This is a genomic window from Roseiarcus sp. (genome assembly GCF_049514155.1).
In the GTDB taxonomy this organism is placed as follows: domain Bacteria; phylum Pseudomonadota; class Alphaproteobacteria; order Rhizobiales; family Beijerinckiaceae; genus Roseiarcus.
In genome coordinates this window covers 22,165-36,486 of record NZ_JBEKVH010000028.1, presented here as the reverse complement: position 1 = coordinate 36,486, position 14,322 = coordinate 22,165, and the positions used below count along the sequence as shown (strand labels likewise).

Here is a 14,322-nt window from a genome sequence, read left to right as displayed (position 1 = left end):
CGATTCGGGAATCTAGAGGCTTCTGTGAGGTCCGCGGCGCGAAATTGCGCGCGCTCCGGGAGCGGACCTCATTGAAGCCGGATTGAACGAAGGCGCGGGGAGGTTAGCGCTGGCGGCGCTATGGGTTTTGTGTCGGGCAGCTTTGGATTGTCGTCGCTTCGGCTTGCAGCCATGCGAGGCGAGCATGGTGGTTTTGACGAGCGATCGGAAGCAAATCGGGGTTCACTCGCGCGGGGAGCGCACGCCAATGTTGTGGGATGCAGGCCGCGACGCCGTGAGGGCGCAAATCGCTTCGACGGCCTCCAATTGGCGGCGCGATGGGATAGACGCGAAGCGAGATTGTTAGTGGGATCGTCATGGTCGCGCTCATGAAGTGTCGCACCAAAACGGCGGCCTCTTGGACCGAGGCCGTTGGCCGCCGCGGGGAAGGTCGGCGATGACCCGCATAACGCCTCCGCATTCCGGACAGGGCGGAGGATCAAGATCGACGGTTTCGCTCGGCGCGGATGTTGGCGATTCTATCTTTCCGCGCGTCGTCGGTTCGCCCTCGTCGGTCAGGAGCGAGCGACAGAGGGCGAGCTTTTGCGTTCGATGGCCATTGGCGAGGAATCCGAAGTGGCGAATGCGATGAAAGCCGTCGGGTAAGGCATGGAGCAGGAAGCGCCGGATGAACTCGTCGGGCTTCAAACACATGGTCTTGACGGCGCCGCCGTCGCGATAGTCCTTCCAGGCGAAGGCGACGTGATCGTCGTCGCAGGCCTGGATGCGGCTGTTGGCGATGGCGACGCGATGGGTGTAGCGCCCGAGATAGGCGAGAACTTGCGCAGGTCCGCCAAACGGCTTCTTGGAGTAAACGATCCAATCGACGCGATGCGCGGCGGCTAGATAGGCGGCGAATGCTGACGGATCCGTCAAATGCGCGAGATCGCCGAAGAAGCCAAGGCCCTTCGCGTCGAAGGCCTTTTGCAAGCGTTCGAGGAACAGGCGACGGAACAGGCGGGAGAGCGGCTTGACGGCGAGAAGGAAGTTCGGCCGCCCGGCGACCCAGCGCTTCCCATCGGGCGAGAGACCGCCGCCTGGTACGACGCAATGCACGTGTGGATGATGCGTCAGCGTCTGCCCCCATGTGTGCAGAACAGCGACGACGCCGATCTGTGCGCCGAGCCTACGCGGGTTGGCGGCGAGCGTCGTCATCGCTTCGGCCGACGCTGCGAACAGGATCGCGTAGACGACGGCCTTGTTCTGGAACGCGATGGCGGCGATCGGCGCGGGCAATGTGAACACGACGTGGAAATAGGGAACCGCCAGAAGTTCGGCCTGACGTGCGGCAAGCCATTGCGCCCGCGCCACCCCCTGACACTTCGGGCAATGGCGGTTACGGCAGGAATTGTAGGCGACGCGCGCCATGCCGCAGTCGTCGCACGCCTCGACGTGACCACCGAGCGCGGCTGTGCGACACGCAACGATCGCGCTCATCACGCGCCGTTCGATGCGGCCCAAATGTCCGGCGTGGGCCAAACGATAGGCGTCGCCATGCCGACGCAGAACGTCAGCGACCTCGAGGCGAACGCCAGGCCCGCTCCGTGCCACGGGCGCTTAACTGGGCGGAGTGACTTCCAGGGTCAGACGATCGAACGGGCTTTGGGTCGCGCGGATCGTATGGGTCGCGACCTGCGTGTAGCGCGCCGTCGACGACAGATTGTTGTGGCCGAGCAGAACCTGGATGATCCGGATGTCGGTTCCGTTCTCCAGCAGATGCGTCGCGAAGCTGTGGCGCAACGTATGCAAGGTAACGCGCTTCGTCAGCCCCGCCGCCTTAACCGCCGACCGGCAGGCTGCGTGCAGCACGGTTGGATCAATCGAATGCGCGTCATCGCGGCCCGGGAACAGAAACGTCTTTGGCCTGGCGAGTCGCCAGTACGTGCGCAGGATGCCGAGAAGCTGCGGCGACAGCATCACGTTGCGGTCCTTCGCGCCCTTGCCGTGACGCACCAGAATGACGCCACGGCCACTGTCGACATCCTCGACTCGAAGCCCCGCGACTTCCGAGGCTCGCAGTCCCGCCGCATAGGCTGTCGTCAGCGCGGCGCGGCTCTTCAGACTCGAAACGGCTTCGAGAAATCGCACGACCTCATCGGCGCTGAGCACGATCGGCAGCTTGCGCGGCTCCCGCGCGTAAGGGATGCGCTCGGGGACGGCTGCCCCGCCGAGCGTGACGCCGTAGAAGAAACGCAAGGCGCAGACGATCTGGTTCAGCCCAGGCCACGAAATGCCCGTCGATACGAGATGGACCTGGAAGGCGTGGACGTCGTCCAGCGTCAGTTTATCCGGCGAGCGGCCGAAATACCGGCTGAACTTCGAAACCGCGCTGATATAGGATCGCTGTGTCGCCGGCGACATGTTCCGGATCGTCATGTCCTCGATCATGCGGCGGCGAAGAGGGCTCAACTCGGCCATCGCTGGCTCCTGTCTGAGGGATGGGCTTCAACATCCACATCCTCTCAGGCAGGAACCGCTCAACAAACCTCGCCCGTCACGCCGCGCAAGCGGCTTCGTTCAATCCCCCCAAGAGTCAGTCGCCGAGGCCGTTGGTATTAGATGGTTGCGCCAGGATCAAATCCCTTGCCGCTTTAGTCGAGGTCTATGGCCGCGGCGCGTAGGCGATCGTCAGACGAAAAAAGCCCCGGCGGTGACGCCGGGGCTCGGAACGCTGTTGCTACAAGTCAACGCGCACGCGCGCTGGCGGAGTGGAAGGCCCGCCGCAGTGTGGAAGTTTGCGTGGGCCTGCTTGAGAGACAATAGCGCGACGCGCGTGTGAGATGCGACATTTTCGCGCAAGGCCGCGTCGCCTTGGTATTTGACTTATCGAGGTAAGCCTAACGCAAAGCGGCGATGGCATGGTGCGCGCGACGACGAGATCGGCGCTGGCAGCCCCCCAAAAGGAAATGTCTGCCCGATTTATCAGCGAGCCGACGGGCGCCTTCACCCTGCAAGCGTCTCGTCTCCGATTTCGTCGTCCCCAACTTTCCCGCACGGGTTCAGCCGCTAGGTGTCAGGTCGGTTTGATTCTTGACGGAAGGCCGACTTTTCGAATTCGCAGCACAGACGGCGGCTTCGCGCCCAACTCAGCTGTTCGCCCAATGGTGGCGGCAACTCCGATGCGGACGTTCAGGCGATGGGCCGGATCGACCGCTGGGGCGAAAACCCGCCGTTCCCGTCTGCACGCGGCCGGCGCATTTGAACTCCAATTCTCCGTAGAGGAAAATCGCAGTGGCACGTCACTAACACAAAGAAAACTCCGGAGAGGAAACGTGCGGCTGCGCGAGAGCTTCCGACGGACGTAACCGACATCGCACCGTGGAACGCCTATTGGGACCGATACCGCCGTCGGGCGTTGTCGAGACCGCCCGCGCGGTGTGATTCGGTCTCCGTCGTTTCCTCGGCCATCGTCGCGTTCTGCTGAGTCAGTTGATCCAACCGGCGGATCGCAACGTCGACTCCCTCAAGCCCAGCCGCCTGTTCCTTGGCGGTCGCTGCGATGTCGACGATGACCGCGTTGGCCTTGGCGACCTGCGCCATGATTCGCTCAAGCGCGTTGCCGGTTTCGTTCACGAGCTTGACGCCGAGATTGACCTGCGTGGTCGAGGCCGAAATCAGGCCCTTGATTTCCTTGGCCGCCTCGGCCGCGCGCTGCGCGAGCGCACGCACTTCGGCGGCGACTACGGCGAAGCCGCGGCCGGCGTCGCCCGCCCGCGCCGCCTCGACGCCGGCGTTGAGCGCGAGCAGATTGGTCTGAAAAGCAATTTCGTCGATGACGCCGATGATCTGGGCGATTTGCCGCGCGGAGTCGGCGATATCGCCCATCGCCGCGACCGCCTGGCGCACCACCTGCGCGCCCTGCTGGGCGTCGCCGTCGGCAGCAGCGACAACCTCGCGCGCCTCGTTTGCGCCCTCGGCCGCCCGCATAGCGTCTTTATCACCATTTAGCGAGTTTCGCCCCTTGAAGCGCGCGGCGAAGCTCTGTCGGCAGCCCACCGTCGAGCGAGCCATGCGGACGAATGTCGTCGTCGTCCCTGCGCCGGGCCTCGCATTTTCCTGCGTCGTCACGGCTGAGCAAGCCGTTGGCGTTCAGGCGCTCCCTGCGGAATTCGCGGTTGAACCGCTCGATGTCGGCGTCGCCGGTCGGCTTTTCCGGCCGGGAGACGTCGAGCGCGACGCCGGCGCATGAAAGCCCTTCGGTCCAACGCTCCGCTGACGAACTCCGGCCCGTTGTCGAGCCGGATCGTCGTTGGCGACCCGACTTCCTCCGCCATGCGGCTCCGGCGTCGCGACCGCGCCCGGCCCTCGGCCGCCCTATCCCGCGTCGATCGCCGGCGAACGACGCGCGAACGCGTCGACGGTCGTCAGCGCGCGGATCTTGCGGCCGTCGAACCGCAGCTCATGAACGACGTCCATTGCCCAGACTTCATCCGCGGCGACGGCGCCGGATCGCCCCTGGCGCGGCTTCGCTTCGCGACAGACCTCGGCGAACGACGCCCCCTCTTCCGCCTGGCGCAGCGCGGAGGCGATGCGCCGCTCGCTGAACCGCGCCCACTTCAGGCAAGATCCTCAGCCCGCCCAGGACGGTCGAACTGGAATTCTCCCGCTTCGCGCGGTCCATGGTTCCAGACGCAGGTCAATTGCAGACGAGCGACAGGCCTGTCTTCGAGTCGAACACGTGAACGTCGCCGCCGTGAACCGCGACTTCAATCGTGTCGCCGACGCTTGGCGGAGCTCGACCCGGCAACAACGCCGTCACGTCGACGCCGCCGACCTGGAAGGTGGCCAACGCCTCATTGCCGAGGAATTCGATCAGGTCGACCCTGCCGCTCAGGCGTCCTGCGTCGCCGCTCGCCGAACCCCGATGGAGGTGAGCGGGCCGCAACCCGACCACCACCGGCGCGCCGTCGTCGACGGCAAGGCGCTCGGACGGACGACGGAGCGTTGTCTCGCCGCGCCAGAGCAGCGTTTCCGACGGCTCGCGACGGGCCGTCATTTCCAGGAAGTTGATCGCCGGCGTCCCGACAAACGACGCGGCGAACTGCGTGCGCGGCCGATCGAATATCTCGCGCAGCGTCCCCACCTGCTCGATCCGGCCGTCCTTGAGCAGCACATCCGATCGGCCAGCGTCATCGCCTCGAGCTGATTGTGGGTGACGTAGATCGTCGTGGCGCCGAGACGCTGGTGCAACCGCGCGATTTCGACGCGCATGTGATTGCGCAATTTGGCGTCCAGATTGGAGAGAGGCTCGTCGAACAGGAACACCGCCGGGCTTTTGATCATCGCGCGGGCGATGGCGACGCGTTGCTGCTCGCCGCCCGAAAGTTCGGCCGGGCGACGCTCCAGAAGTCGCTCGATGCGCAGAACGGCCGCGACTTCGTTGACGCGGCGATCAATTTCGGGCTTGGGCGTCTTGAGCCGTCTGAGGCCGAAGGCGATGTTGTCGTACACGGACATGTGCGGATAGAGCGCGTAGTTCTGGAACACCATCGCGACGTTGCGATCGCGCGGCGGAAGATCGTTGATCACGCGGCCGTCGATCGAAATCAGGCCGCCGCTGATTTCCTCGAGGCCGGCGATCATGCGCAGAATCGTCGATTTTCGGCGCCCGGACGGTCCAACAAGGACAACGAATGCGCCGTCCACGACGTCAAGGTCGACGTCGTGGACGCCGGTAATTGGACTGAATGACTTGGCGACCTTCTATTCGCCGTCTCACGACTTCGACGACCCGTGCGGGATCTTTATCTGAAGCTTCACGTCGCTAGGTCGGCCAGACGCCGCCCGCTCGATCGCCTCGATGCTTTTCTCGAACGGGAAGGTTGCGCTCACCAGCGGCTTGAGATCGACCTTGCCTGACGCGATCAGCTCGATGGCGCGGGCGTGGACGTTGGCGTAACGGAAGATCGTTTCAATGCGCGCTTCCTTGACCTGCGCGCCGACGACGTCGAAATTGACCGGATCGACCGGCATGCCAACCAACACCACCGCGCCGCCTGGGCGCACGAGATCGAAAATCCCCTCGTAGGCCTTGGCGCTGCCGCTCGCCTCGAACACCAGATCCGCGCCCCAGCCGCTGGTCATCTTCGACACCTGAGCCGCCAGATTCTCTTTGCGCGAATTGACGATGGTGACGCCGCTGTAGCGTCCGACGATATCGAGCTTCTCCTGCACGAGATCGCTGACGATGACGCGGGCGCAGCCCCCCGCCAACGCCGCCAGCGCCGTCATGATGCCGATCGTTCCGGCGCCGATCACGACGGCGACGTCGCCGGGCGCGATCTTGGCCTTGGCGGCCGCCTGCATGCCGATCGCGAACGGCTCGACCAGGGCGCCTTCAGCGAAGCTGACATTGTCGGGAAGCTTGTAAGTGAACGCCTCCGGATGGATCACGTAAGCGGTGAGGCACCCGTGAATTGGCGGCGTCGCCCAGAAGGTCACGTTCGGGTCGACGTTGTAGAGGCCAAGTCTCGACGCCCTGGAGGCCAGATCCGGCACGCCCGGCTCCATGCAGACCCTGTCGCCCGCGCGCAAAGTCTTCACCTCCGCGCCGACGTCGACCACGACCCCGGCGGCTTCGTGGCCGAGAACCATCGGCGCGTTGACGGCGAACGCGCCAATGCGCCCGTGGGTGTAGTAATGCACGTCGCTGCCGCAAATCCCGACCGTGTCGATTTGGATCTTGACGTCTCGCGGACCCATCTCGAGCGGCAGGTCGATGTCGCGGAGCGAAAGGCTCCGCTGCTTTTCCAAGACAAGGGCTCGCATCGAATTCTCCTATGCGTTGCGTTTGACCGATGAATTGAGGAAGCCGCTGAAGACGGCGAGGAACGCCAGCGGCGGCGGGGACAGAACGATGACCGCGGGGCCGCCCAGCGCCGCCATTGCCGGAACGACGAAAACGTACGGAAGCCGAGCGCCAGTCTCCACGGCGACAGCCTTGGGCCGAAAGTCCGCGCCAAAGGATGATATCACCCGCGGGCGGAAGCGCGCCAACCGATTGCCGACGCGCGCCGCCGCGCCGTCGATGAGGTCGATGACCAGCGGGCCGAAACGATAATGACGCTGGAAGCTCTTGGCGGCGAGATGGCGGATCTCGGCGGCGCGCACTCTCGCCAACAGGTCCTGGGCGCGGAAAGGCCGAGCGAGGTCGTCGACGCCCGTTTCGAGAACGGCGACACAGTCGACCTCGTTATAGGCGTTGCGGACCGCAACGACCTCGGCGCCGACGAACGCGCGCCTCGCCTGCGCAACCATCTGCGCGTCGAGGCGGTCGAGATCGAGAATCACGATGTCGGGCGGATCGGCCGGGAGCGCCATCGCCGCGGATTTCGCCGCCGCGACGCGACGCCTTTTTTGCGGCCGGCGCCCCGCCAACCGCAGAGGAGAGAGATCGCGTCGTTCTTAGAAAATCGTCGATAGCGAAACAATTTTCGCCAGAAAATTCCCCTCGAAATCGCCGTCGACCTTTTGGATGCCGAGGAAACCTCGATCTTGTTTCTTCGCCACGACTATCTATGTGTTGTGGATAGGTTGACATGCCCGAATTCGCGCCGGCGAATATTTTGACTGACATGTGAATTCCGGCGCCAAGTCGTTCTTCGGCCGCCTCGGCAGACGACGTGCGCGGAGCGACGCATGGTGCGGTCTGCGGCGCCGGACGCCGCCAAAGGAGAAGAAAATGGCCAAGTCCCAACGGCGCGGCAACAAGGAAGCGCGCAAGCCGAAGGCGGCAAAGCCGTCAGTCGCGGCGCCGGCCTCGCCCTTCGCGCCAAAGAGCGCCTCGGCCGCGACCAGCCCGCCGAAACGAAAGGGCTGACGCGCAAACAGAGGCGAATGCGGATCGCGCATACGCCGCCGACGTTTCCCCGCCCAATCAATCTGTCGGCGTTCGACGGGTCGATCGGATGTTCCGGATCGACGTCGGCGAATGCGCCGCGAGCTTCGAAACCGATCCCTGCGACGCGTCGGACGCGTCGCCATGCAAGTGAGTTCAATCATGCAATATCTCGGTCGAATCTCGGGCAGCGGTCTATTGACCCGCGACGGCGATGCGGTCGCCCGCGCTTCCTATGAGTTCGAGGGCTTCTTGAGGCCGCGGGGCATCATCGTCAGCTCCGGAGAGATCGGCGTCTCTCCCTCCGCCCTCAAAGCCGTCTTCGGTCGGCCTGGCGTCCAGCTCCGCACCGACGACGGCCGGCTGCTCGATTTGCGCTTCTCCGACAAGGAGCTTCGCCACGCAGATGACGTCGCCCAGGTCGAAGTGACGGGAGACTTGCCGGGTTCGCCGGCGCAATGGCGCGGCGGATCGACCGCGGCGCCGACCCATTTTGCGCCCGCGCCCGATCCCGACGCCGCTTCACGTCGAAGCGAGGCGCCGGCGGCGAACGCGCAGCGCCTGCGGCGCGCCTCAGCCTGATCTCACGCGAACGCCGTCGGCCGGGCCGCGGCGAGGTCGGCTGCGCGGGCGACCTAGGGCCTCGGACCTCCGCGCCTCGTCAATGCCGGCGACGCGCGCCGGGGGCGGCGGCGAAGGCCTCGGCCGATTCGCTGGCGACGGGCTCGACCGCGACGATTTCGTATTCCTTGGCGCTGCGCTCGAACGGCTCAGCCTTGCTCTTGATGCGATAGGTCTGCGTCTCGGCGTTTTCCGCCGGCAGCACGCGCGTCACTTCATAGGGACCCGCTGGCCTCGGCGACGGCGTCAGCTTCCGGTCGAAGTCGACGGATTGCCCCACCGCGAATTTATGTCCGATCATGACATGGCGCCTCGCAGAAGAGATGACGTGAAAAAAGGGCCAGGAGCGATCCTGACCCTTCCCTTCGCAGCGTGAACTGCGCAGATTCATCGCCGCCAGCGCCGGTCCATCCGCGGTCGCCAGTCAGCATGATTCATAGCCTCGTTCAGACGGCCTTGAGCATATCCGCCGACATTTTGCCCGAGCGCTTGTCGGTGACCAGCTCGTAGCTGATCTTCTGACCTTCGGTCAGGTCGCCCATGCCGGCGCGTTCGATCGCGCTGACGTGAACGAAGGCGTCCTTGCCGCCGTCATCCGGCTGAATGAAGCCGAAGCCCTTTTGCGAATTGTACCACTTGACTGTGCCTGTAGGCATGACGCCCCTCTTGGATGCGGGCCTAAGAACGCAACTCCGCGACGCGGAGTCATCGTCGTGTTTCGATTTTTGGGGGAAGAGCGTCGCCATGAGCTGATTGAACCGCTCGCGGCAAAGAAGGTCCGGCCGAATTTCGAAGCCTTAATATAGGACTGCAGCCGAAATATTTCAAGACCTCCGTTCGCGCGCGATCCCAAGACCTTGTCGGTCGGCGGCTCGGACCGCCCCCCGGGCGCGACAGCGCGCCCGCGCCGGGCGCCTTGGCGGGCGCGTCGCTCCCTCGCGGCCTCCCTCACATGCCGGGGATCGACAGGCATTCCATCACTTCGATCGCCTCGCCGGGAAACATCATGAAATGCGGGTGGTCCTTGAACACCGTCGCGGCGGCCTCGTGCGAGTCGGCGCGCACGATCGTGTAGGCGGCCATCGCGTTGCGCACGTCGGCGACGCCGCTCGCGGTGACGCGCTTGGTCTTGCCGAGCGGCGCGCCGCCGCTGGCGATGGCGTCCTTGTGCTTGTCCGCCCAGGCGCGCCAGGCGACCATGCCCTTGGCCTGCAGCTCTTTGCGCTCGGCCTCCGACTTGGTCCGCCAGGCTTCCATCGCCGCCGGCGATCCAAGATAGATGGCGAGAAAGGTCTTCGTCGCTTCGGTCATGACGGTCTCCCATGATCGCGGCTGTCGCCGCCGCGTCGGGGAAGCCTAGGCGAGCCCCTTCGGCGGAGCAATCGCAGACCGCGCTACACGGTGCGCGCGCGATCGCCAACGCAGGCCCGCCGCTATCCGACGACCGGCCGGAAGCGCTGGCGGGCCATCGCGCGAAGATCTTCTCAGGCGCCGCGCAGGCTACGCCGGTCCGTCGCTTTCGGCGGCGCGCCGGTCTTCTCCCGCGCGGGCACGCCGAACGACACGATCACAGCGGCGCTGGTGCGCACGAGATTGGCGCTCGGGCCCTGGGTTCCGACGCTACGTCGGCTGACCCGCGCGCCTTCGATCAACAGCACGAGCGAGTCCGCAAGCAGGTCGGGTTGCGAGGCGCCGGCGGCTTCACAGAGCCTGGCGAGACGATCTCGCTGTTGGTGTTTGAACTCCTCGATCACTTTCAGACCGGGATGGCCCTCCTCGGTCAGTTCCACCGCGGCGTTGGCGAGATCGCATCCGCGCTCGTCCTCGGCGATGAACTTCGCCGCCTGGTTGACGTAGCCGTAAAGCTGGCCGGCCGGATCGCCAGGGCTCTCGGCCTCGATCTCCGCCCAGATTTCCTCGGACTTGCGCCCTTTGTAGTTCAGATATTCGAGGATGAGATCGTCCTTCGAGCCGAAGTGGCGATAGAGCGTCATCTTGTTGGTGTGCGCCGCTTCGACGATCGCTTCGACGCCGACGCCGCGGATGCCGTTGCGATGGAAGAGATCGAGCGCGCAAGCGACGATGCGCTCGCGCGGCCGCTCCGCGGCCGCGTCTGGCTCGTGCGGACAGCCCGTGATCGGGGCGTCGTCGCCTCCCCTTAGATCTTTCTTCGCCATGGCTCTTGACTGTGATGTTACCGATCGGTATCTATGCCGGTGTTACTGACCGGTAACACACCCTCGAGTCGGGAGTCAACGCAAAGCGACGGAGCCGCCGGCGCTGCGCGAAGTGTTTCCCCAACGCCAAAAGGACGCCCCATGTCGCTCAGCCACGCCCCGACCGTCGACGAACTCCTGGCCGATGGTCTGGTCCAGGCGGTCATGCAGGCCGACCGCGTCGCGCCCGCCGAACTGAGGACGCTGCTCAGCGGCGTAGCGGACCGCATCGCGCGCGGCCGCCAAAGCGAGCCGAAGGCGCTGCGCTTCTTCACGACCCCGCGCCTCGAGCGGCGGTCCAATCCCGACGACGCGAACGCTCTGGCGCGCGCCCTGCCCGCGCCTGTCGCCGAGGCCTGCCTCGCCGGGCTTTGCTGCTGATCCTGTACTGAATTTCCACCGGAGCTGTGGTCCGATGGTCTCCTTTTTCATTCAGCGTCCGATCTTTGCCTCGGCGATCGCCGCGATTCTCGTCCTCGCCGGCGCGATCTGCTACTTCCTGCTGCCGGTCTCGCAGTTTCCCGAGATCACGCCGCCGCAGATCGTCGTCAGCGCCAACTATCCCGGCGCCGGCGCGCAGGTCGTCGCCGACACGGTGACGACGCCGCTCGAGGAGCAGATCAACGGCGTCGAGGGCATGACCTACATGTCCTCGTCGAGCTCGAACGACGGCTCTTCGACCATCACCGTCACCTTCAACGTCGGCTACCCGCTCGATATCGCCGCCGTCGACGTCCAGAACCGCGTGTCGCAGGCGGCTTCGTCGCTGCCGGCGATCGTCAATCAGGGCGGCGTGACGATCAAGAAGCAGAACCCGAACTTCGTTCTCATCGTCAACCTGACCTCGCCCGATCATTCGGTCGATCAGGTCGCGCTGTCGAATTACGCCTATCTGCAGATCGTCGATCAGTTGAAGCGATTGCCCGGCGTCGGCGACGTGCGGATCTTCGGCGAGCGGCGCTATTCGATGCGCGTCTGGCTCGACCCCGACAAGCTCGCCAACCTCGGCGTGACCGCGATCGACGTGCAAAACGCGATCGCCGAGCAGAACGTCCAGGTCGCCGCCGGCAAGATCGGCGCGTCGCCGGCGCCGGCCGGAACCCCGTTTGAACTTCAGGTCAACGCCGCCGGCCGGCTCTCCAATCCCGACGAATTCTCCAACATCATCGTCCGCGCCGATCCGGCGAGCGGCGCCGCGATCCGGTTGCGCGACGTCGCGCGGGTCGAGCTCGGCGCGCTGCAATATTCGTCGTCCGCCTATTTCGGCAAAGACCCGACGGTCGTCCTCGGCGTCTTTCAGATGCCGGGCTCGAACGCGCTCGACCTGCAGCGCCGGGTCACCGAGAAGATGGATGAGCTCTCGACGCGATTCCCGCACGGAATCGCCTACGCGATGCATTACGACACGACGCGCTTCGTCTCGGCGGCGATGCGCGACGTCGTCGTCACCCTGCTCGAGGCGCTCGCCCTCGTCATCTTCGTCGTCTTCGTCTTCCTGCAGAACTGGCGAGCGACGATCATTCCGACGATCGCGATTCCCGTGTCGCTGATCGCCACGCTGGCGGTGATGGAGGTCCTCGGCTTCTCGCTCAACATGCTGAGCCTGCTCGGCATGGTTCTGGCGATCGGCCTCGTCGTCGACGACGCGATCGTCGTAGTGGAGAACGTCGAACGCCAGCTCGAAGCGGGGCTGCCGCCGCTCGCCGCCGCCAAGAAGGCGATGTCGGAAGTGACCGGGCCGATCATCGCGACGACGGCGGTGCTGATGGCGGTGTTCGTGCCGGTCGCCTTCATTCCCGGCGTCGCCGGACGGCTTTACAACCAGTTCGCGCTGACGGTTGCGATTTCGGTCGGCATTTCCGCCTTCAACTCGCTGACGCTCAGCCCGGCGTTGAGCGCGGCGATGCTGCGCCACAGTCCGAAGGGGTCGTCGTTCGTCTTCCGCTGGTTCAACGCCGGCTTCGATTGGCTGTCGCGCGCCTATTCACGTTCGGTCAGGCAGTTCGTGCGCTTCGGTTGGGCGCTGGTCGGCGTCTTCGCCCTGCTCGTCGCCGGCGCCTACGGACTGTCGCGCGCGGTTCCGACGACCTTCCTGCCGGTCGAGGACCAGGGCTATTTCTTCGTCGTCGTCCAGGCGCCCGACGGCGCCTCGCTCGAGCGCACGGACGCCGTCGCCCGGCATGTGCGCGACATTCTCGAATCGACTCCCGGCGTCGAGATCGCCGGCTTCATCAGCGGGCTCAATTTCCTCACCAACGCGGCGCAGTCGAATTCGGCGGTCGAATTCGCGATCCTGAAGCCTTGGGACCAGCGCGGCCCGGCCGAGAGCGCCTCGAACCTCGTCGCCCAGGTGCGGCCGAAGCTGCTCGCCATTCCCGACGCCTTCGCGCTGAGCTTCGATCCGCCCTCGGTCAACGGCCTCGGCGCGACCGGCGGCTTCGAGTTCGAGGTCGAGGATTTCGCCGGCGCCGGCAGCGCCGCCCTCAACGACGCGACGCAGGCCCTGATCGCCGCCGCGCGCCAGCAGCCGGAGCTCAATCCGCAATCGCTGTTCACCTCGTTTTCGGCCTCGACCCCGCAGCTCCTCTACGATCTCGACCGGTCGAAGGCGAAACTGCTCGGCCTCACCCTGCCCGACATCTTCAACACCCTGCAGATCGATCTCGGCTCGCTCTATGTGAACGATTTCAACCTGTTCAACCACACGTTTCGCGTGACCCTGCAGGCCGACAAGGACGCGCGCGGAACGACCGCCGACCTCGACAAGCTGTTCGTGCGCAATGCGACCGGCGGCATGGTTCCGTTGAGCGCGCTCGGCGCGCTGAAGCCGATCGTCGGGCCGGAGACCGTGCCGCATTACAACAACTACGCCTCGGCGCTGGTCAACGGCGCGGCCGCTCCGGGCTTCAGCTCGAGCGAGGCGGTTGCGGCGATGGAGCGCGCCGCGGCGCAGGCGTTGCCGCGCGACTTCGGCTTCGAATGGACCGGCGTCACCTATCAGGAGCTCAAGGCCGGATCGATTGCGACAACCGTGCTGGCGTTGGCGATTTTCTTCGTCTTCATGATCCTCGCCGCGCAATACGAGAGCTGGTCGATGCCGCTGATGGTGCTGTCGTCGGCGCCGCTGGCGCTGGTCGGCGCGCTCGGCGCCCTGTGGGCGCGCCACATGCAGGTCGACGTCTATTCGCAGATCGGCTTCGTCATGCTGATCGGCCTGGCGGCGAAGAACGCGATCCTGATCGTCGAATTCGCCAAGCGCCGCCGCGCCGAAGGCCTGAGCGTCGTCGAGGCGGCGATGGAGGCGGGACGGCTGAGATTGCGGCCGATCCTGATGACGGCGTTCGCCTTCATCTTCGGCGTGCTGCCGCTGATGTTCGCGACCGGCGCCGGCGCCGCGAGCCGCCAGTCACTCGGCACGACGGTGTTCGGCGGCATGGTCGCGGCGACCACGCTGACGCTCGTGTTCGTGCCCGTTTTCTACGCCCTCATCGAGCGGGCGCGCGAAGGTGGGCGCGTGAAGGCGGCTTCGCCGCAGCCTTTCTCCCATGCCGCGCCGCACTTCCTTCCCGGCGGCGACATATTGCCCAGCCCGGAAGCGGCGGAATGAAC

The 14,322-nt window shown here is 65.5% G+C and carries 13 protein-coding genes and 1 pseudogene; 3 read left to right on the top strand and 11 right to left on the bottom strand.

Annotation, left to right across the window (positions count from 1 at the left end; genetic code table 11):
* Positions 1–366 precede the first annotated feature (366 nt).
* From ABSF49_RS06480 to ABSF49_RS06450, 7 genes and pseudogenes are all read right to left on the bottom strand, one after another.
* Positions 367–1,590: an IS91 family transposase gene (locus ABSF49_RS06480; protein WP_424111812.1), complete on the bottom strand. Its 1,224-nt coding sequence runs from the start codon at positions 1,588–1,590 to the stop codon at positions 367–369.
* 6 nt (positions 1,591–1,596) lie between these two features.
* Positions 1,597–2,457, bottom strand: a complete 861-nt coding sequence (locus ABSF49_RS06475) for a tyrosine-type recombinase/integrase (RefSeq protein WP_424111811.1) — start codon at positions 2,455–2,457, stop codon at positions 1,597–1,599.
* Between the two features lie 909 nt (positions 2,458–3,366).
* On the bottom strand, positions 3,367–3,966 hold the full coding sequence (locus ABSF49_RS06470; protein WP_424111810.1) for a methyl-accepting chemotaxis protein: 600 nt from the start codon (positions 3,964–3,966) through the stop codon (positions 3,367–3,369).
* Positions 3,967–3,976: 10 nt separating this feature from the next.
* Positions 3,977–4,168, bottom strand: a complete 192-nt coding sequence (locus ABSF49_RS06465) for a hypothetical protein (RefSeq protein WP_424111815.1) — start codon at positions 4,166–4,168, stop codon at positions 3,977–3,979.
* A gap of 507 nt (positions 4,169–4,675) precedes the next feature.
* A pseudogene (locus ABSF49_RS06460) lies at positions 4,676–5,718 on the bottom strand (ABC transporter ATP-binding protein).
* 36 nt (positions 5,719–5,754) lie between these two features.
* A complete protein-coding gene (locus ABSF49_RS06455) occupies positions 5,755–6,807 on the bottom strand; it encodes an NAD(P)-dependent alcohol dehydrogenase (protein WP_424111809.1) in 1,053 nt (350 codons plus the stop codon).
* A 9-nt stretch (positions 6,808–6,816) separates the two neighbouring features.
* Positions 6,817–7,359, bottom strand: coding sequence for a response regulator transcription factor KdpE (locus ABSF49_RS06450; RefSeq protein WP_424111808.1), 543 nt, complete (start codon positions 7,357–7,359; stop codon positions 6,817–6,819).
* Between the two features lie 661 nt (positions 7,360–8,020).
* Between ABSF49_RS06450 and ABSF49_RS06445 the strand changes: the two genes are divergently transcribed.
* Positions 8,021–8,458, top strand: a complete 438-nt coding sequence (locus tag ABSF49_RS06445) for a hypothetical protein (protein WP_424111807.1) — start codon at positions 8,021–8,023, stop codon at positions 8,456–8,458.
* A 79-nt stretch (positions 8,459–8,537) separates the two neighbouring features.
* Here ABSF49_RS06445 and ABSF49_RS06440 read toward each other — a convergent pair whose 3' ends face one another.
* The 4 genes from ABSF49_RS06440 to ABSF49_RS06425 form a co-directional block, all read right to left on the bottom strand.
* Entirely contained in the window at positions 8,538–8,798 is a 261-nt protein-coding gene (locus tag ABSF49_RS06440; protein ID WP_424111806.1) for a hypothetical protein, read from the bottom strand.
* 145 nt (positions 8,799–8,943) lie between these two features.
* Positions 8,944–9,153 (bottom strand): cold-shock protein, encoded by a 210-nt coding sequence (locus tag ABSF49_RS06435; RefSeq protein WP_424111805.1) that lies wholly within the window; start codon positions 9,151–9,153, stop codon positions 8,944–8,946.
* Between the two features lie 292 nt (positions 9,154–9,445).
* Positions 9,446–9,808 (bottom strand): hypothetical protein, encoded by a 363-nt coding sequence (locus tag ABSF49_RS06430; protein WP_424111804.1) that lies wholly within the window; start codon positions 9,806–9,808, stop codon positions 9,446–9,448.
* A gap of 173 nt (positions 9,809–9,981) precedes the next feature.
* Complete coding sequence (locus ABSF49_RS06425) at positions 9,982–10,674, bottom strand: TetR/AcrR family transcriptional regulator (protein WP_424111803.1); 693 nt, start codon at positions 10,672–10,674, stop codon at positions 9,982–9,984.
* Between the two features lie 141 nt (positions 10,675–10,815).
* Between ABSF49_RS06425 and ABSF49_RS06420 the strand changes: the two genes are divergently transcribed.
* Both ABSF49_RS06420 and ABSF49_RS06415 read left to right on the top strand, forming a co-directional pair.
* Positions 10,816–11,094 carry a DUF3237 domain-containing protein gene (locus ABSF49_RS06420; RefSeq protein ID WP_424111802.1) on the top strand — a complete coding sequence of 93 codons (279 nt, stop codon included), beginning with the start codon at positions 10,816–10,818 and terminating at the stop codon, positions 11,092–11,094.
* 34 nt (positions 11,095–11,128) lie between these two features.
* Positions 11,129–14,320: an efflux RND transporter permease subunit gene (locus ABSF49_RS06415; RefSeq protein WP_424111801.1), complete on the top strand. Its 3,192-nt coding sequence runs from the start codon at positions 11,129–11,131 to the stop codon at positions 14,318–14,320.
* Positions 14,321–14,322: the final 2 nt, after the last annotated feature.